Genomic DNA, 16,663 nt, shown 5'->3' on the forward strand with positions numbered 1-16,663 from the left:
AGTTGCTGATGATGCGTCTGGTGTCCATGCACCTGTCGAACGACCGGATCCTCTGGGGGCACGTGCTCCTCGAGGACACCGAGAACCCGGACGCGCACCTGGCGCAGATCCTCGTTCGCCCCATCGACGTCGAACCCGGGTACGAGCTCTACGACAGGACCAACACGGTCCTGTCGGACCTGACCGTGCCGGCGGTGCGGGAAGCGAACCGGATCGTGCAGACCCTCCTCATCCCCGCCTCCGAGATCGCGAAGCGCGAGAAAGCCGTCCGAGCGGTCATCCACTCCGGGTATCTGGAAGGGTTCCCGGACGACATGCCGTGGCAGTCGCAGCTGTGGATGTACGCCCGCGGTGAAGTCACCCGCGAACAGCTGTCCGCGTATGCCGACGAAGGCCGGCAGATACCCCGCGCACCCGGACACAGCGCGGTCGGTCCGGCGGACGTTCCCGAGGACTGGTGGCAGACCACGCAAGCCCGCATCCGCCGGAACCTCCTCGACACGACCCTCACCGAGCCAGAGGTCGCCGCGGCCCTGCAGGTCAGCATCGACGAGGTCGGTGAGCTGTTCGAAGCGAACCGGCTGACGAGCTTCGACCTCGACGGTGAAGAACGCATCCCCGACTGGCAACTCGTGAAGCCCGCCCTCCCCGAGTTCGGCGACCCGTCGTCGCTGCTGCCGGGCCTGGACGTCCTCTACGCGGCAGCACCGCAGCCGCTCCTCGACGCAGCAGCGATGACGGAGTTCATGACCACACCCCTGGAGTTCCTCACCGTCGACGACCGGGTCCTGACCCCGTTGGACTGGATGCGGGAAGGCCGGCCGCTGACGACGATCATCGCCCTGTTCCGCGGACGACGGTGGCGGCAATGACCTGCCGCCCCGACCTGTTCCTCCTCAACGTCGCCTACGACGTCACCGGCGCGCACGGGCACGTGTTCTTCCGCGACCCACCCAGCACCGAGCTGCGGCAGGTCCTCATCCGCAGCACTGACACCGGCAACATTTGCGAACCAGCCCACGGCGACACCCGCACCGGGTGGGAACCGTTCCTCGAAGAAACCCGCCGGCTCATTGCCCTCACCCGACCCGACACCGCAGACGAGCGCAGCTGATGGGCCCCCCACTCGAATGGGTCGCCGCTGCGTACGCCGGCCGGCCGCAGATCACGATGCCGTACGGACTTGGCGACACCACCGACCTCACCAACGCGCTCGCCGTCCTGAAACTCGCTGGGCTTCGCGCGGTCGTGGAGTCGCACGACACGATCCGCCTCCCCGACGGCCGCCGCGCACGCTTCCCAACGTTGACGCAGCGGCCTCGCGGCGAGGAAACGGACGTTGACCTGCTCCTTTTGGCACCGCGCACCGTAACGGTGACGCAGATCGCGCTCGCGGAACAGACGGCGACGGTGCTGCTGGTCGACGTCGACCGGCGCCGCGTCTGGATCGACGGCAAGCAGGCCCTCGGCACGAAGGAACGTTGGAAGGACGCGGCACCGATCTACTTCACGTTCGCCGTCGCGCGGATGCTCGCGGTCAACGGTGCCACTTTCGACGGGCTGGTGCGGGCTGGGCTCACCCCTGGCCAGGTCGATGACGCGCTGGCACGGCTCGGGAAACGCGTGCACCGCACTGACATCGGGTGGGAGTCACGGTACATCGGCGGTCTCGTGGACTTCGCCATCGCCTGCTACCCCGGACCCGGAGCGGTCAGGACCAGGTGGACGTCCGACGTTCCACTGATCGAGCAGGCGGAACGGCTCATCAGCGCTGGCTGCCGCATCTCCGGCCGTGCCATCTCCGACCGGCCCGGCTACCCCGCCATTAGCAAGCGCGAGATGCCGTACCGAGTCGTCGCGTTCACCGAGGAGGAGGTCGACATGGTCGCGCTCGGGTTCGAACCCGACACGATCGGCTTTGCCGGCACCGAACTCATCCGGCCCGCGGACCCCACGGTCTTCCTCACCGCAGCAGCCGCTGGCTACACGGACCGGACCGACGACATCATCACCGCCAACACGCTCCTCCGCGCCGACTTCCGGAACGACGACGATGCGGCATCGCTGCAAGAAGTGCGAGACCGGCTGCAGTTCCTCGCCGACACCGGCTACGACCTCCGCCACAACTTGCCCAACTGACGGTGATCAATTGGTCAGTTCCGTGAGGCTTTGACCTGCCGTCGGTGCTTCACCGAACTGCGCCAAACCCACGCAGCCAGCTTGGTCTCACCGCAACCTGCTTCCACCCAAACTGCGTCTCGGGTGAGGCGGTACGCCCGGGCGTCACTTCGACGAATCAGCCGGTCGGGCAACTGGAACCACGCGTGGACAGGCAACGGCTCGGGAAGCTCGCGCACCTCTACGCCGCGAGCATCCTCCTCAAGCGAGAACGGCGAGCCGGGCACCCAACGATCCGAACGACGACGACCCATGACGGCGACAGTACGAGCCCGCACCGACGTTCAAATACGGGGCCCTCATCGAGAACAGGACCAGACTAGTCATCTGTGTGAGCAGCCTCGCTCTGTGTCGTCGTTTTCGCTGCGATCGGTGTCGGGTCAGGTGGTGCCGATGACGAGGGTGCTGCGGGCGGCCTCGACGACGTCGTTGGTGATGACGTCGAGCTCGTTGATCTTCAGGACGCGTTGGATCTGAGGGAGGAGGCGCTCAAGGAGCCGGAAGTTGCCGCGGGTGATGCGTTCGACGGCGGCGATGGCTTGCGCGTCGGTGAAGTCGTCGGGGTCGAGCGTCTTGCCGAGCTTGCGCCATTGACGTTCGAGGACGAAGAGCAGCTCGTCGTGGCCGAGCGGACGGTACTGGTGGGCGAAACCGAGGCGGCTGTAGAGCTGCGGGTAGTGGCTGAACTGCTTCTCGATGCCGGGCATGCCGATGAGGATCATCGCTATGCCGGTGCGGTCGTACTGGTCGCGGAGCCACTCGATCGCGTTGCCGGTGAGGCGTTCGGACTCGTCGATGATGATCAGCTCGAGCAGGGACGGGTTGGGGCCGTGTGCGTGGTCGAAGTGGCGACCCTGGAGCAGGAGGTGTTCCTCGATGCAGCGTTCGGTGCGGAGCATGTCGTGCCGGAGGTCGTCCTGCAGGGCGCGCATCGTGGCGGAGACCTCGGGCGTGTAGAAGACGGTGCGGGCTCGGTGGGCGGCGGCGTAGATCTTCGTGTCGTCTTCGCTGCGTGCGGCCCATCTGGCGATGAACGGGCCGATGCTGTCCCAGTGGGCGTAGCGGCGTGCGGAGAGGGTCTTGCCGACGCCAGCGGGGCCGAAGCAGACGCCGATGGTGTTCTGCTTCCGGACGGCGTCGGCGAACTCCGCGAACCGACGGTGTTCCTTCGTGATGATGAACTGGCTCGTCATGACCGGTCCTCCTCGTAGGTCATCAGTCGCGGTTGATCCGGTGCCGGTGCGGGTGCTGGTGGGGTGTGATCATCGGGTGTGGGGCGGACGATCGCGATGCGTTCGCGGATCTGCCCGCGCAGGGCTCTTCGTTGCGCGTTCCGGGCGGCCTGGATCTGCTTGAGACTGATGGTCTCGGTCTGATGCGCGGTACTGATCGCGGTGCACAGGAACGCGTCGCGGTGAAAGACACGGATCTCGGTGACGTCGCGGGGGTCGTACCGGACGCTGACGGTGCTGCCCACGAAGGGTGCGAGAGTGGTTGCGGTGTAGCGGAGCCCTTCGAAGTGGATGCCGTCTCGTTGCACGACACGCGTGGTCGGGACGGTGAGCAGGAACCCGTCGAGCTGCTCGAGGGAGTCCGGCATTCGTGGCAGCCACCCGTCTGCGATCCACGCTTCCAGTGGGCTCTTCCGGAGCTCGCGGTGGATGCGGGCGTTGTAGCGGCGGATGAACGTGTTGATGGCACTGTCGACACCGGCGAGATCCAGCGCCGGCGTCGGCGCCGGCGCCGAGGATCCGGGTGCGAGGTGGCCGGGGAGCGTTGGGAGCAGCTCGGTGTTGATGGTGCCGAAGAACCGCTCGATCTTCCCGCGGCCCTGGGGGCGAGCGACCTGCGAGTGGATGATGCGGAGGTGCAGCACGGCGGCGGTGTCGCCGATTCGGTGGCTGGTGAAGTCGGACCCGTGGTCTGTGTAGAGCACGTCTGGGATCCCGCAGACAGGCCAGTCCGGTTCCGGCTTGTGCCAGATCGCTTGCCGGAGCGCGAGCGCGGTGTTCGCGGCGGATGGGGCGCCGAGGAACACCATGTACCCGCAGACCGCGCGGGAGTAGTCGTCGAGGATCACCGTCAACCACGGCCGTTCGGGCTTGCCGTCGGGTCCGACGATGAGCAGATCGAGCATCGTGTGGTCCGCCTGCCAGATCGCGTTGGGGCGATCCGCACGACGTCGGAGCAGCAGTTCGTGCTTGTCCCGATATGACGCGGGCCCCTCAAGCGCGAGCGTCACCATCCCGGGATCAAGCCCGTTCACGATCGACCGCACAACGGAGTACGACGGCGCTGAGAGACCTCGTTTGGTGCAGTAATTGTCGACCTGGCGGTGAATCGTGGCGATCGAAGGTCGTGGCTTGGTGAGTGCGAGCCCCTCAATCAGGCGCACCAGTTCCGGTGCCGTCCGTCGGGCGCCGTGATCGGTGCGGGTGCCGTCGGCGAGAGCCGGGTATCCGCCGGTTCGGTAGCGGGCCAACCAGCGTTGCAGGGTGCGCTCAGCGACGCCCGTGGTGCGGGCCAGGGTGGCGAGCGGGATGGCGTCCTCGACGTGCAGTCGAAGGATGCCCCACCGCTCGCTCGCGTCCATAGCCAGCTACATCGTTGGGGAAGGCTTGGTTCGTCGCGCCGCGACGGGCTCGGCGTGCTTCGCGAGTGCACGGTAGATGGTGGTGCGGCTAACGCCGAGCACGTCGCCGATCTGCGCGACGGTCATGTCCTGCTGTTCGTAGAGCCGGCGTGCGGTGCGCACCTGGTCCGCGGAGAGCCGAGATGGTCGGCCGCCGGTGCGGCCGCGGGCTCGAGCGGCGGCGAGGCCGGCGTTGGTGCGTTCCTTGATGAGGTCCCGTTCGAACTCCGCCAATGCGGCGAAGACGTGGAACACGAGCCGGCCGCCGGGCGAGGTGGTGTCGATGGTCTCCTGCAGGGACCGGAACCCGATGCCGCGCTCGGCGAGAGCGTGCAGCTGATCGATGAGGTGCCGGATGGACCGGCCGAGCCGGTCGAGTCGCCAGACGACGAGAGTGTCGCCGGGGCGGAGCTGGTCGAGGAGCTTGTCGAGCTCGGGCCGGTGTTGGAGCGACCCGGACATGGTGTCGACGAACACGCGGTAGCAGCCAGCGGCGTTGAGCGCGTCGATCTGCAGCGACGCGTCCTGGTCTGTGGTGGACACGCGCGCATACCCGAGAAGGTGACCCATGAAGAGAACGTAGCGAAACTCGACCAGGAGGGGTAGTGGCGGCACGTAGATTCTGGGACTGGGTTCCGCTACAAGACACGGCGCCTCGCACCCGGACTGAGCGCCGGTACGGATAGTTGTAGCGGAATCGTTCGTATTTGTTACGTCTGCCGCGCTCGCGCGGCGAGCCGGAGTGCTTGCACGGAACGGAGGTGTTGTTCCGATCGGTGGCGGCCGTTGGCGGGAGACGGATGTGGTCCTGCGATGACCGGAAGGAGTCGGGGGTGCTCGTCCAGGGTGAAGTGTCGCATGACGCCGTCGAGGGCAACGGCCCCGTACGTGACGATCGCAGTGAGAGCGGGGAGGGCCGCGAGCAGTGTGGCGAGGGCATGCCGCCCCTCGTCGATGTCCTCGAGTCGCACGCGGTCGGGCAGTTCCCATGGGACAAGGTTCCAGCGGACGTACTCGCCGCGTGCGAGTCCGGACTCGATACGGGCTGCTCGGAACGCGGCCGCGGTCGGGCCCGGGTTGTCCTCGCTGCAGATCGCTGCGTGCGCTGCGGCGATGGTCTGGGGGCCAGGCGACTGCATCAGGACCAGGACACGGCTGAATCTGCCGCCGGATCGTGGGTCGAAGCTCGGGACGAACCGTCGGCTGCCGTCGGGCGCGGTCCGCCACGTCTCCGCGAGACCGTTCAGCGATCGAACGTCAGCGAGTTCCTCGGGGGTACTCATGCCGGCTGTGGCGGTGCCAGCAGGGTGCCACGGATGACGGATCCGTGAAAGGTGCGAAGGGCAACGGTGATCCATGCGGCGACGAGGCCGGCGTAGTAGATGACGGCGAGGACGGCAACGACGGTCAGGCCTGAGTGCAGGGCGAGCCCGTTCAGGCCGGTGACGCAGGTCCCGACGGGGAACGTGAAGGACCACCAAGTCAGGCCGAACGGCAAGTGTTCGCGGGCAGTGCGGATGGTGATCGCGAGGGCGATGACGGTCCACAGCAGCGCGAAGCCGAGCATCGCGAACCCGTACACCAGCGCCACGACCAGCAGGGCATGCGCGGTACTCGCATCGACAACGGTGGGGGCGTTCGATGCGAGGAGGTTCACCGCGGTGATCGACTGTCCGACCGGCCCGAGGACGATCCACAGAGTCGGGACCATGCCGGCGGCCCCGACCTTGTGCTGCGCGAGACGGTTCCAGATCAGCGTGATCACGACCAGCGACGTGATGAGGCTGAGGCCGAAGAAGCCGTAGCAGGACCACAGCAGCGTCTCCCGCGCCTGCCCGGCGGGGGCGTACGGCAGCAGGAGCGCACCGGTGGAGGCGGACACCATCGGCGGGACGATCGGCATCAGCCAGCCGCCGAACGCGGAGTCGGGCTTGTTCTCGTGGCGGGTGAACGCCAGGTACGGCACGAGCACTGCCGTGAGCAGTCCTCCGATGGTGCCGATGGTCCACAGGACCCAGTCGATGGTGACGGCGGCGGGCAGGCCGACCCAGTCCTTGCCGAGCAGGAGTGTCCCGGCGCCGACGGTGAGGAACGCCATCGGTGGTGCGCCGTAGAAGTGCGAGATCACCGGGTTGAGCTGGTGCCCGGCTGCAGTGCTCCGGTAGCGGATCCAGTGCAGCACCGTCGCGGTCGTGAGGGCGACGAGGAGCACCGCGGCGATCGCCCACACGACCGTCGCCGCGAGGCGCAGCCCGGGGAACTGCAGCGGCAGTGACGCAGCTGCGACAGCGACGATCCCCGTGCCCATGATCGACGCGAACCAGTTCGGTGTGAGATTCGACACGATCAGGCCTGGCCGCTCCAGGTCACGGAACAACGCCGTCTGCGGCCGTTGGGGCAGCTGGCTACCGTTCGCGGGTGCAGGGTCCGTGCGGAGCGTTGTCATGGGCCAAGCCTGCGCGAATCCTGCCTCTGGCGGTACCCGGAACCTCTTGGCAGGGCACAATCAATGATTGTGGCACTACGGCGACTCACGGACCGAACCCTCGACCTCGACACACTCGACGTGCTCGCACGCGTCGCCGAGACCGGCTCCCTCTCCGCTGCCGCTGGAGCGCTCGGCGTCACGCAACAGGCAGTGTCTGCTCGGATCCGGGTCGCCGAGCGCATGGTCGGTCACTTGTTGGTGCACCGCTCGACCACGGGGTCGGTGCTGACCGAGACCGGCAGGCTCGTCGTCGGGCTGGCCGGACCGGTCCTCGACGCGTCTCGCCACCTCGAAGCAGGAGTGGCTGCGCTGCGGACTCCCACGGGTTCGCTCGTCGTCGCAGCGTCACAGACGATCGCGGAGCTGCTGCTGCCGGGCTGGCTGCTCGAATTCCGCCGCCGCGAACCCGACGTGCGGGTGCGCCTGATCGCGGGCAACTCCGCCGCGGTGACGGACCTCGTGCAGTCGGGTGGCGCGAACCTCGGGTTCACGGAGACCCCGGTGACGGCGGCAGGTGTGTCCGCGCAGGTGATCGCGGACGATGAGCTCGCGGTCGTCGTTGCGCCGGAACATCCCTGGGCTCGGTCGACCGGGATCACTGCGGAGGTCCTGGCGGCGACGGCTCTGCTCCTGCGGGAAGAAGGTTCCGGAACTCGCGCGACCCTCGCCGCATGGCTCAGGGAGGCCGGTTTGAGCATGTCGGTTCCGGCCGCGGTGCTGGAGACCACGAGCATCATCCGGGCGAACGCGCAGGCTGGAATTGCACCGGCGGTGATGAGCCTTCGCACGGTCGCCGCCGACATCAACGACGGGTCGCTGGTGCGGGTCCCGCTCGCTGGGCCGCCACTTGCCCGGCCGTTGCGGGCGATCTGGTCGGGAGAGCCTCAGCCAGCTGGTTCTGCTTTCCTGCGCGTCGCCCACGAGGTGACCGGTCGGGGTCAGCGCAGCCCGTAGGGCAGCTCCGGATTGTTCTCCGCGATCTCGGTGAGCCGGTTGTACTTGGCGACGCGTTCTCCGCGGGCGGGTGCGCCGGACTTGATCTGTCCGGTTCCGGTGCCGACGACGAGGTCCGCGATGAACGTGTCGGTGGTCTCGCCGGACCGGTGCGACACCATGCTCCGCATCCCGAGCGAGCGTGCGACGCCGATCGCGTCGAGGGTCTGGGAGACGGTGCCGATCTGGTTCGGCTTGATGAGCGCCGCGTTCGAGAGCCCGTCCTTCCCACCGTCGCGGATGCGCTGCGGATCGGTGACGTAGAGATCATCGCCGACGATCTGGAGCATGTCGCCGAGCGCGAACGACATCGCCTTCCAGCCGCCGTGGTCATCTTCGGAGAAGCCGTCTTCGATGCTCCGGATCGGATACCGGCTGATGAGGTCGCGGTAGTAGTCGACCATGCCTGCGCGGTCGAGCCGGCGGTCCACGACCCGGTAGCTACCGTCACCGAGCGCGAACTCGTTCGCCGCCGGGTCGAGTGCGATCGCGACGGTGTCCACGCCGGGCTCGTAACCGGCGGCACTGATCGCGGCGACGAGGAGGTCGAGGGCCTCCTCGGGCGCGGCGATCGACGGGGCGAAGCCGCCTTCGTCCCCGAGACCGAGACTGCCGAACCGTTCCCGGACCAGTGCCGCCAGCGCGTGGTAGACGTCCGATCCGATCCGAACCGCGTCGGTCATGGTCTCGGCGTTCACCGGGGCGATCATGAACTCCTGGAAGTCGAGCGCGTTCGCTGCGTGCGCTCCGCCGTTGAGCACGTTGAAGTGCGGGACGGGCAGGCGGGGCGTGCTGCCGGTGACGTCTGCGATCCAACGCCAGAGCGGCAGCTCCGCTGCGGCGGCGAGAGCGCGTGCCATCGCGATCGAGGTCGCGACGACACTGTTCGCGCCGAGCCGGCGGTGGTTCGGGGTGCCGTCGAGGGCAGCGAGGGCGGCGTCGGCCTGCCCGATCGAGGTCCACGACTGGCCGGTGATCATCGGTGCGACGTCCGTCGTGATGAGGTGCAGTGCCTGGCTCACGTCGCGGCCGCCGTAGCTGCTGCCGCCGTCGCGAAGCTCGACAGCCTCATGCGCGCCAGTGGATGCGCCTGCGGGGGCGTCACCGGTGACGACGGTGCCGTCCTCGAGCTCGAGACGCACCTGGATCGTCGGGTAGCCGCGGGAGTCGAGGATCCGGGAGCCGTGCAGGCTGCTGATGGTGACGGGGCGGCTGGTGTGGGTCACGTACTCGCCCTGATGGTGGGTGGTGTGGTGGACGTTGCTGATGTAGTCGTTCACGGCGGTTGTCGCCTTTCGGGTTGGTCGTGCGGGTGTGGGCCGCGGGGAGGCGGAGGGACGACCTCCTGGCGATCACTGGGCGCCAGTTGCCTCCCCACGGCGGTTCAGGGCGCGCACTGGATGGTGTCGGGTGCGCGGGTGCCGGTCAGGGGTGCGGGGTGAACCGTTCCTGTGCGGCGCGGATGATGGCTTCGGCGTCGACACGGTTCGCCCACCCGTTGGTGGTGACGTGCTTGCCGTGCTCGATCTCCTTGTAGTGGGCGAAGAAGTGCTCGATCTCCGCCAGGACCGGCTCGGCGACGTCGGAGATGTCCTGGACGTGGTCGAAGCGGACGTCTCCGGCGGGGACGGTGAGGATCTTGTCATCGCCGCCGTTCTCGTCGACCATGCGGAGCATCCCGACCGGGCGGACGTCGATGACGACGCCGGGGAACGTGGGCCGGGGCAGCAGCACGAGCGCGTCGAGGGGGTCGCCGTCATCGCCGAGAGTGTCGTCGATCGAGCCGTAGTCCTGCGGGAACACCATGCTGGTGAACACCGCCCGGTCCAGGCGGATCCGTCCGGTGGCGTGGTCGACCTCGTACTTGTTGCCGCTGCCGCGGGGGATCTCGATCGTGATGTCGAAGTGCATGAGCTGTTCGTCTCCCAGTCGGATGGTCAAGTGAGGGTGCCGAGGGTGACGCCCCCGGCGGCTGCGGCGACGGAGACGACGAGCATCCCGAGCCCGTTCACGGCAGCCGCGGTGGTGCGGCCAGTGCGTGCGAGGCGGACGGTCTCGAAGCTGGCGGTGCTGAACGTGGTGTAGCCACCCATGAGCCCTGTTCCGAGCACCGCGACGGGGGTGGCGCCGAGGTGACCGGCGGCGCCGGTGATCAAGCCCAGCAGGAACGAGCCGGTGATGTTGATCGTCAGCGTCCCGACCGGGAGCCGGAACTGCCGACCCCGGTTGATCGCACCATCCACGAAGAACCGTGCGGCCGCGCCGACACCGCCAGCGACCGCGACGCTGAGGAAGGCCAGGGCGCTCATGATGTGGCCCCGTTCGGTCGGACCAAACCCGCGATCGCGAGGCCGCTACCGGTGGCGATCGCGCCGGCGAGGACCGTCAGGAGCGCGTACCCGGTGCCGGCCAACCCGCGGCCAGCGAGGAACAACACCGCGGTGCTGGTCGCGAGGGTGCTGTAGGTGGTGAACCCGCCGAGGACACCGGTTCCCAGAAGCAGGCGCAGTGTCCGGCGGCGACCCTCGTCAGGTCCGCGATGCGCGAGGTGTTCCAGCAGCACACCCAGTAGGAGCGCGCCGGCGATGTTGATCCAGAAGATCGCCCAGGACACCTCCTGCTGAGCGGGGAACGCGGTGCTGAGTCCGTCGCGTGCGGCGGTACCGATGGCGCCGCCGAGTGCGACGACACCGAGGTACCGCCACCGCAGATGCACTGGCCGGTCGATACGTTCCGGGTCGTTGGCGTCGATGTCTGGGTCGGGCGGGAGCTGCCCATCGGGCAGGTGCGTGTCCGTTCGGGAGGTCATGTTCCACCTTCCGCAGCGACCGCTGCCGCTGCTGCTCGTGCTGCCGGATGCAGGTACTCCCCACCCCGCGGACAGAACCCACCGTCGCCGTCGAACCGGTAGATCAGGGGTTCGCCCGTGGGGAGGTTCAGGTCCGCGAGCTCACCGTCAGTTAGGCCGTCCATGCAGGCACACAGTGCCCGCAGTGAGTTGCCGTGCGCGACGACGAGCACTGTCTGCCCGTCGCGGAGTGCCGGGGTGATGCTGTGCGACAGGACGGGTTGGACCCGGCGGATGACGTCGGAGAGTGTTTCGGTTCGACGAAGTGCCGCCCACGGCAGTCCACGAAGCGCCGGCGTCCGCCGGAGCGCCAGCCACGCGCGGATCGACATGCGTGGTGGCCGTCCCGTGCGGGTCCGACGAACAGCGAAGAACTGCTCCGCCCCCAACGCCGCTTGCGCATTCTGCTTGGACATGCCGGTGAGGGCGCCGTAGTTCCGCTCGTTCAACCGCCACGTCGACTCGATCGGCGCATCACGTCCGAGGACGTCGGTGACGAGCTCCGCCGTGTGGAGCGCCCGCTCGAGCGTCGACGTGAGCACGAGGTCCGGTCGGATGCCGGCATGCAGAAGTAGCAACCCAGTCCGATTCGCTTCGGCGCTGCCCTGTTCGGTCAGCGCGACGTCTCGCAAGCCGGTGAAGGTACCGGCAGCGTTCGCAGTGCTCTGTCCGTGGCGGAGCAGAACAAGCTGGCCGGTCACGGGGTGTCCCACGGCAGTGGGGCGTCGAACCCGACCGGATCAACGGGCACTACGAGCACTGAACGGTGCTGCTGATGGGTCAGCCGTACCGCGACCGACCCCGTGAAGAACTCCGCGATTCGACCCGCTCCCGTCCTGGCCCCGACGACCAGCATCGCCGCGTCGCGGTCTTCGGCCACCTGCGACAGTGCCCGGCTCGGATCCCCGACACCCGGGACGAACGTGACGTCGACGCCGTAGGTCGTTGCGGCAGCACGTACTGCCGCCTTGTCACTGTCCGACAAGCCCTGCGGTGTCGTGTCAGCGGTGTCAGGGTCGATCGGTTCCACCATCACCGACCCGTCCGAGCGCGTACCGGCATCGAAGAGCGATGCATCCACGCTGACGCACACCAGCGTCGTACCGAAGCGCCGCGCGATAGACGACGCAACCTCGATGACCCCCGGAGCGAGGCCGGGCAGGACGCCGACGACGACCGGTCCGGAACCGATTGGTGCTGTCATGACACTCCCTACCTCAGGCGCGCAGAAGCGCGACCAGCTGAGATAGGGACTGTTGTCGACAACTGTCGAGGTTGGGTCCGGCAAGCCCCACTACCGGGTCCGAAGACACCACCATTATGCACCCGAACCCCAAGTCACGCGGGCCGTGTCGCGCACCCGCGACGTCCCGACACCGAAGGAAGCGATTCCGACGACACGGAGCGAAGCTGCCCACACATCTGAGACACGTGACGGCGGAGCGCGGGCAGTCTCGTCCGCACGTCCGGCGAAGGACCGGCTACTGAGACGGCTTACCGACGACCTCACAGCAAATGACACTCGATCGCGCGATCATGACCCCATGGAACAGGGGACGATGCGGTTAAGTTTCTCGCAAGGATCAACTGGCGGCCGGCGAGTGTCCCGGAGCAAGTGGGCGACGCTGAAGTTGAAGCGATCGTGGTGGCTCTTCAACGAGCTCATCAATCGGGTAGACATCTGGAACTCGACGAGCGGGATTAACGCCCCCATCCGCGTCTCTGATAGCCGCACAGAGATCCAGTTCTTGACGCCAGCTGGCCTAATGGTTCCCACTGATGAGTGGGCGCTACTCCTCGGCGACGCGCTCCACAACGCCAGAGCCGCACTCGACGCGGTCACCTGGGACCTCGCGCACCTAGACGGCGCGGTGCCCCGGGCGCCGAACCTGGTCGGCTTCCCGATCACTAGAACCGAAGGAGCTTGGGCGAAAGCCGTAAAGAACCTCGAGTCTGTGCCCGACGAGTTCCTGGACCGAATCCGAACAGTGCAACCATGGGTCGAACCTCCGCAGGGCGAGGACGCTGTCCACTGGCTGCTGCTGCTTGCGCGCCTCGACAACGACCACAAGCATCGCGGCTCAGTAACTGCTGTTCCAACCGGGGAAAGCCTCGCTCTCGAAAAACTTGACGTGCGTCTCGGGCAGCCAACGGAGGAAGGGGGCTACTTGCGTTTCCTGCACGATGTCGTAGGTGCTCCACCCGCCGCCGGCGAGCCCTTCGCTGAATTCAGCTTCGGCGCCGTCATCGACTCAGGACCGAGTGTTGATGCCTTAGGTCACTTCGACCTGCATGCCGCAGTGAGGTACGACCGCCACACCATCCCCATGACCTTCCTGCAATCGACACTCGTGCCGCACCTGGAGGCGGTAATCGGGATGATCGAGTCGGGCACGTGGTCGCAGGAAAGCTGGGTCACTCCTACCGCCGCCTCCGACGCCGGCCCGCCGAAAAGCGTTGATCCACCCCAATGAACGATTCTCGCACGGACGCTGAGACCGTGGTTGGCGCACTACCGTCGAGCCATGAGTGAGTTCTTCATCGCGGGTAGCTGGCGTAACCGGGCAGCCGTACTCAACGTCGTCGAGGCGCTCGACCGGGCCGATGCTGCCTCGTACTCCTTCGTGCGAGCGGAGTACGACGAGGATGCCACCGTTCTCGCGGTCCCGGGCGGTGCGGATGACGCCGCTCTCGACTCGATGCCGGTGCGGAAGCTCTTCGAACAGGACCTCGCCGCATTGCGCGCGGCCGAACACTTCGTGCTGGTGCTGCCGGCCGGCGCTGCTGCGCACATCGAGGCGGGGATTGCCTTCGGCCTCGGGAAGCGGTGCTGGGCGGTCGGACCTGTCGACCGATCCGAGACCCTCTACCGCATCTTCGAATCGATGTCTCCCGATGTCGCGGGCCTCATCGACCAACTTCGGGCACTGCGGATCGTGCGATAGCCGATCCTCTACTGGCCGCTATCGGCCATGGGCGTTCGTTTCGATCACTCACGTCTAGGCCGGACGGGCCCATGAAGTGCGAAGCCGATCGCTCCCGCGACCGCGACCACCAACCCAAAAGGAGCGATGACCAACCCGGCCGCCACGAGTCCGAGGTAGTCCTCACCGAGGCCGACGCCGAGAAGGGTCATGACGAGGCCTGCTGTCAACGCCCCCGCGCCAATCGCAAGGCCGAATACGCGAGGCGGAAGCCGAGACAGCATGCTCGCATGCAACTCCTCAAAATCGGCGGCCGATCATCGTTCCGCCCGTCTCGATAGCCGATCGTCTACTGAGACGCTTCATGACCGCGCGGCTGCACTGAAGACCGTCCGCATAGAAGACGACGCTTATGGTGCTTCCGTCAGGTGCGGAGTGTCTCCGGATCGCCCTGCACCACGCCTGGTGCGATGAGGATCGTATGCATGTCGCCGCGGTTCACCGGCCGGCGGAAGGTTGCGTACTCCTCCTGCTCGCCGGTCTGCGGGACGGCTGAGCGCATCGGGACCTGCCGGCCTTCGGTGACCATCGAGAGCAGCCTCCTACTGCGCGATCGGGTCCCGACGAAAGAACGCGGTTACCGCTACCGCAACCATTGCCGGCCCAGCGATGAGTCCGGGCATCCACATAGGCTCCACCCAACCAGGTCGACGCGATGACAGTGAGGCGTAGCTGCCTGCTTCCTGCTGCCGCGTAGCCGATCGGCCATCGAAACGACTGCGGAGAGGGGGATCCTTCGGATAGAGTCGCACTGATCGACGACGACTAGGGGGACGCATGAGCGAGCCAGTGCAAATTCAAAACCTGATTTCCCGGGTATTGCAAGGACAGATCCGGGTGCCCGGCTTTCAGCGTTCGTTTGTCTGGGACCCTGACCGGGCCGCCCTACTGATGGACTCCATCTACAAGGGCTACCCTTTCGGGTCCATCCTGCTGTGGCGCACGAAGAGTGTTCTGAAGACTGAGAAGAGCCTCGGTGGTTTTGAGCTGCCAGCTCCGGCGCAGGACTACCCAATCGACTATGTGCTCGACGGTCAGCAACGCATTACATCAATCTTCGCGACGTTCCAGACCGAGCTTGCTGAGCAGGCCGAGGATCCTGCTGTCTGGTTGCCGATTTATTACGATTTCGAGGCTCAGACCGACGCGCAAGACTCCAAGTTTGTCGCCCTCGCGAAAGACGCCGTGGACCCGAACCGACACTTCGCACTAAGGAGTTTCTTCGACCCGGTGGGATTTTCGCGCGCTCAACGGGCGCTCGACGATGACGCGAAGCTCGAAGAAATCGTGAAGGTGCAGTCTCGATTCTCCGGCACGCTCATCCCAGTTGAAACTTTTGCGGAAGAGGATAGGGCAAGTGTTGCCATCGTCTTCGAGCGGGTTAATCGGCTCGGTATCAAGCTGGATACGTTCCAACTCCTTACGGCCTGGACCTGGAGCGAGGAGTTTGATCTACAGACCAAGTTCGAGGATTTGTCCGAGCGCTTCGACGAGTTCGGGTTTCATGAAGTTGGCGAAGACAATGACCTCATGTTGCGTTGCGCAGCCACAGTCCTTCGAGGTGATCCGTCTCCTACAGCACTCATCGACGTGAACGGCGGCGAGGTGCGAAGCGCCTTCGATACGGTCGGCAAGGCACTGGAAGGAGCGATTGATTTCCTTCGCAGCAACCTCCATGTTCGCCATCTTCGTTTCTTGCCCTATTCGGCGTTACTGATTCCCCTCACTGCCTACTTCTCAAAAAAGCAAGGGCAGTCGGTACCCTCGGCGGACCGAGATGCGCTGCTCCGCTGGTTCTGGCGAACGTCGTTCACTCATCGATACAGCGGCAATCCCTCGCGAAACGTCAAGAGTGACGTCGTGGAAGCTCTTAAGCTGCGTGATGGAGAGCCAAGCGAACTCGACAACGTCCCAACCACTATGGATGGTCATTTTTACAGTGACCGCGCCTTCAATACGGGCACAGTTGCCACGAAGGCGTTCCTCCTCCAGCTTGCTGGTCATCATCCGCGCAGCTTCATGAGTGGGTCGCCGGTAGATTTGGACAAAGTGCTCTCGGAACCCAACCGGCGTGAGTATCATCACTGCTTCCCGAAGGCGTACCTCGTAAACAACGAGGTGGACCTCGGCGGGTATCGGCTCGATTGCTTGGCCAACTTCGCCTTTCTCAACAGGGCGGAGAATCGAGAAATCTCAGACAAAGCCCCGTCGGGCTATAAGGCGCTCATGGGAAGCCCGCTCCCGCTAATCCTGCAGTCACAAGTGCTGCCGGATGCTCTTTTTACGGACAACTGGCACGAGTTCATCACTGACCGTTCCGCAGAGCTGATCCTTGACGCCGAGGACCTGATGAACACCGGTCTTCCGGATGGGGACGCAATACAGCTGTCGTACTGACTGGAGAGGTAGGGCGCAGTAACCGTCGGAATCGCGCACCATAAAGCGGTGGCGGCGCAGCCTGCAACGCCGTAGGTGAGCGGCGCCGCTACGGCCGGGTGCGGCTCGTTGTGGCAGGTGCTGGACGCTCTTGGCCGCTGTCG

The 16,663-nt window shown here is 66.2% G+C and carries 19 protein-coding genes; 7 read left to right on the forward strand and 12 right to left on the reverse strand.

From position 1 onward, the window contains the following. Positions 1 to 20: 20 nt before the first annotated feature. The 3 genes from FS641_RS11635 (at position 21) to FS641_RS11645 (ending at position 2,139) form a co-directional block, all read left to right on the forward strand. Positions 21 to 872, forward strand: coding sequence for an antitoxin VbhA family protein (locus FS641_RS11635; RefSeq protein ID WP_144763972.1), 852 nt, complete (start codon positions 21 to 23; stop codon positions 870 to 872). Next, positions 869 to 1,114, forward strand: a complete 246-nt coding sequence (locus tag FS641_RS11640; RefSeq protein WP_144763974.1) for a hypothetical protein — start codon at positions 869 to 871, stop codon at positions 1,112 to 1,114. The genes FS641_RS11635 and FS641_RS11640 overlap by 4 nt, the downstream gene beginning before the upstream one ends. A gap of 260 nt (positions 1,115 to 1,374) precedes the next feature. Further along, on the forward strand, positions 1,375 to 2,139 hold the full coding sequence (locus tag FS641_RS11645; RefSeq protein ID WP_144763976.1) for a hypothetical protein: 765 nt from the start codon (positions 1,375 to 1,377) through the stop codon (positions 2,137 to 2,139). Between the two features lie 419 nt (positions 2,140 to 2,558). On the opposite strand, the gene FS641_RS11650 is transcribed toward FS641_RS11645, so the two are convergent. The 5 genes from FS641_RS11650 to FS641_RS11670 all read right to left on the reverse strand — a co-directional run bounded on the left by FS641_RS11650 (position 2,559) and on the right by FS641_RS11670 (position 7,154). Continuing rightward, the gene (locus FS641_RS11650) at positions 2,559 to 3,371 is read right to left on the reverse strand and encodes an AAA family ATPase (protein WP_055960810.1); all 813 of its coding nucleotides are present in this window, start codon (positions 3,369 to 3,371) and stop codon (positions 2,559 to 2,561) included. Beyond that, entirely contained in the window at positions 3,368 to 4,771 is a 1,404-nt protein-coding gene (locus tag FS641_RS11655) for a Mu transposase C-terminal domain-containing protein (protein ID WP_071301383.1), read from the reverse strand. The genes FS641_RS11650 and FS641_RS11655 overlap by 4 nt, the downstream gene beginning before the upstream one ends. 6 nt (positions 4,772 to 4,777) lie before the next feature. Continuing rightward, positions 4,778 to 5,380, reverse strand: coding sequence for a recombinase family protein (locus tag FS641_RS11660; RefSeq protein WP_055960814.1), 603 nt, complete (start codon positions 5,378 to 5,380; stop codon positions 4,778 to 4,780). 140 nt (positions 5,381 to 5,520) lie between these two features. Further along, on the reverse strand, positions 5,521 to 6,093 hold the full coding sequence (locus tag FS641_RS11665; RefSeq protein WP_144763978.1) for a uracil-DNA glycosylase: 573 nt from the start codon (positions 6,091 to 6,093) through the stop codon (positions 5,521 to 5,523). Beyond that, complete coding sequence (locus FS641_RS11670) at positions 6,090 to 7,154, reverse strand: TDT family transporter (RefSeq protein ID WP_260855800.1); 1,065 nt, start codon at positions 7,152 to 7,154, stop codon at positions 6,090 to 6,092. The genes FS641_RS11665 and FS641_RS11670 overlap by 4 nt, the downstream gene beginning before the upstream one ends. Before the next feature lie 165 nt (positions 7,155 to 7,319). Between FS641_RS11670 and FS641_RS11675 the strand changes: the two genes are divergently transcribed. Continuing rightward, positions 7,320 to 8,252, forward strand: coding sequence for a LysR family transcriptional regulator (locus FS641_RS11675; RefSeq protein WP_208385475.1), 933 nt, complete (start codon positions 7,320 to 7,322; stop codon positions 8,250 to 8,252). Here FS641_RS11675 and eno read toward each other — a convergent pair. The 6 genes from eno to FS641_RS11705 form a co-directional block, all read right to left on the reverse strand. After that, the gene (gene eno, locus FS641_RS11680; RefSeq protein WP_083393829.1) at positions 8,237 to 9,571 is read right to left on the reverse strand and encodes a phosphopyruvate hydratase; all 1,335 of its coding nucleotides are present in this window, start codon (positions 9,569 to 9,571) and stop codon (positions 8,237 to 8,239) included. The genes FS641_RS11675 and eno overlap by 16 nt on opposite strands. 145 nt (positions 9,572 to 9,716) lie before the next feature. Continuing rightward, on the reverse strand, positions 9,717 to 10,202 hold the full coding sequence (locus FS641_RS11685) for an inorganic diphosphatase (RefSeq protein ID WP_055960822.1): 486 nt from the start codon (positions 10,200 to 10,202) through the stop codon (positions 9,717 to 9,719). Between the two features lie 26 nt (positions 10,203 to 10,228). Continuing rightward, positions 10,229 to 10,600, reverse strand: a complete 372-nt coding sequence (locus FS641_RS11690) for a CrcB family protein (RefSeq protein ID WP_055960823.1) — start codon at positions 10,598 to 10,600, stop codon at positions 10,229 to 10,231. Beyond that, positions 10,597 to 11,100, reverse strand: a complete 504-nt coding sequence (locus FS641_RS11695; RefSeq protein WP_228506157.1) for a CrcB family protein — start codon at positions 11,098 to 11,100, stop codon at positions 10,597 to 10,599. Before FS641_RS11695 ends, FS641_RS11690 begins: the two co-directional genes overlap by 4 nt. Beyond that, on the reverse strand, positions 11,097 to 11,852 hold the full coding sequence (locus FS641_RS11700; protein ID WP_186317723.1) for a 2,3-diphosphoglycerate-dependent phosphoglycerate mutase: 756 nt from the start codon (positions 11,850 to 11,852) through the stop codon (positions 11,097 to 11,099). The genes FS641_RS11695 and FS641_RS11700 overlap by 4 nt, the downstream gene beginning before the upstream one ends. Beyond that, complete coding sequence (locus FS641_RS11705; protein ID WP_228506158.1) at positions 11,837 to 12,427, reverse strand: universal stress protein; 591 nt, start codon at positions 12,425 to 12,427, stop codon at positions 11,837 to 11,839. The genes FS641_RS11700 and FS641_RS11705 overlap by 16 nt, the downstream gene beginning before the upstream one ends. A 256-nt stretch (positions 12,428 to 12,683) precedes the next feature. Here FS641_RS11705 and FS641_RS11710 point away from each other — a divergent pair, with 256 nt between their 5' ends. Together FS641_RS11710 and FS641_RS11715 are read left to right on the forward strand one after the other, a co-directional pair. Next, positions 12,684 to 13,613: a hypothetical protein gene (locus FS641_RS11710; RefSeq protein ID WP_144763982.1), complete on the forward strand. Its 930-nt coding sequence runs from the start codon at positions 12,684 to 12,686 to the stop codon at positions 13,611 to 13,613. 51 nt (positions 13,614 to 13,664) lie between these two features. Next, on the forward strand, positions 13,665 to 14,084 hold the full coding sequence (locus FS641_RS11715; RefSeq protein ID WP_144763984.1) for a hypothetical protein: 420 nt from the start codon (positions 13,665 to 13,667) through the stop codon (positions 14,082 to 14,084). 403 nt (positions 14,085 to 14,487) lie between these two features. On the opposite strand, the gene FS641_RS18125 is transcribed toward FS641_RS11715, so the two are convergent. Beyond that, a complete protein-coding gene (locus FS641_RS18125; protein WP_186317724.1) occupies positions 14,488 to 14,652 on the reverse strand; it encodes a hypothetical protein in 165 nt (54 codons plus the stop codon). A gap of 248 nt (positions 14,653 to 14,900) precedes the next feature. Here FS641_RS18125 and FS641_RS11720 point away from each other — a divergent pair, with 248 nt between their 5' ends. Continuing rightward, on the forward strand, positions 14,901 to 16,520 hold the full coding sequence (locus FS641_RS11720) for a DUF262 domain-containing protein (RefSeq protein ID WP_144763986.1): 1,620 nt from the start codon (positions 14,901 to 14,903) through the stop codon (positions 16,518 to 16,520). Positions 16,521 to 16,663: the final 143 nt, after the last annotated feature.

The organism is Curtobacterium sp. 9128, assembly GCF_007673775.1.
Lineage (GTDB): Bacteria > Actinomycetota > Actinomycetes > Actinomycetales > Microbacteriaceae > Curtobacterium.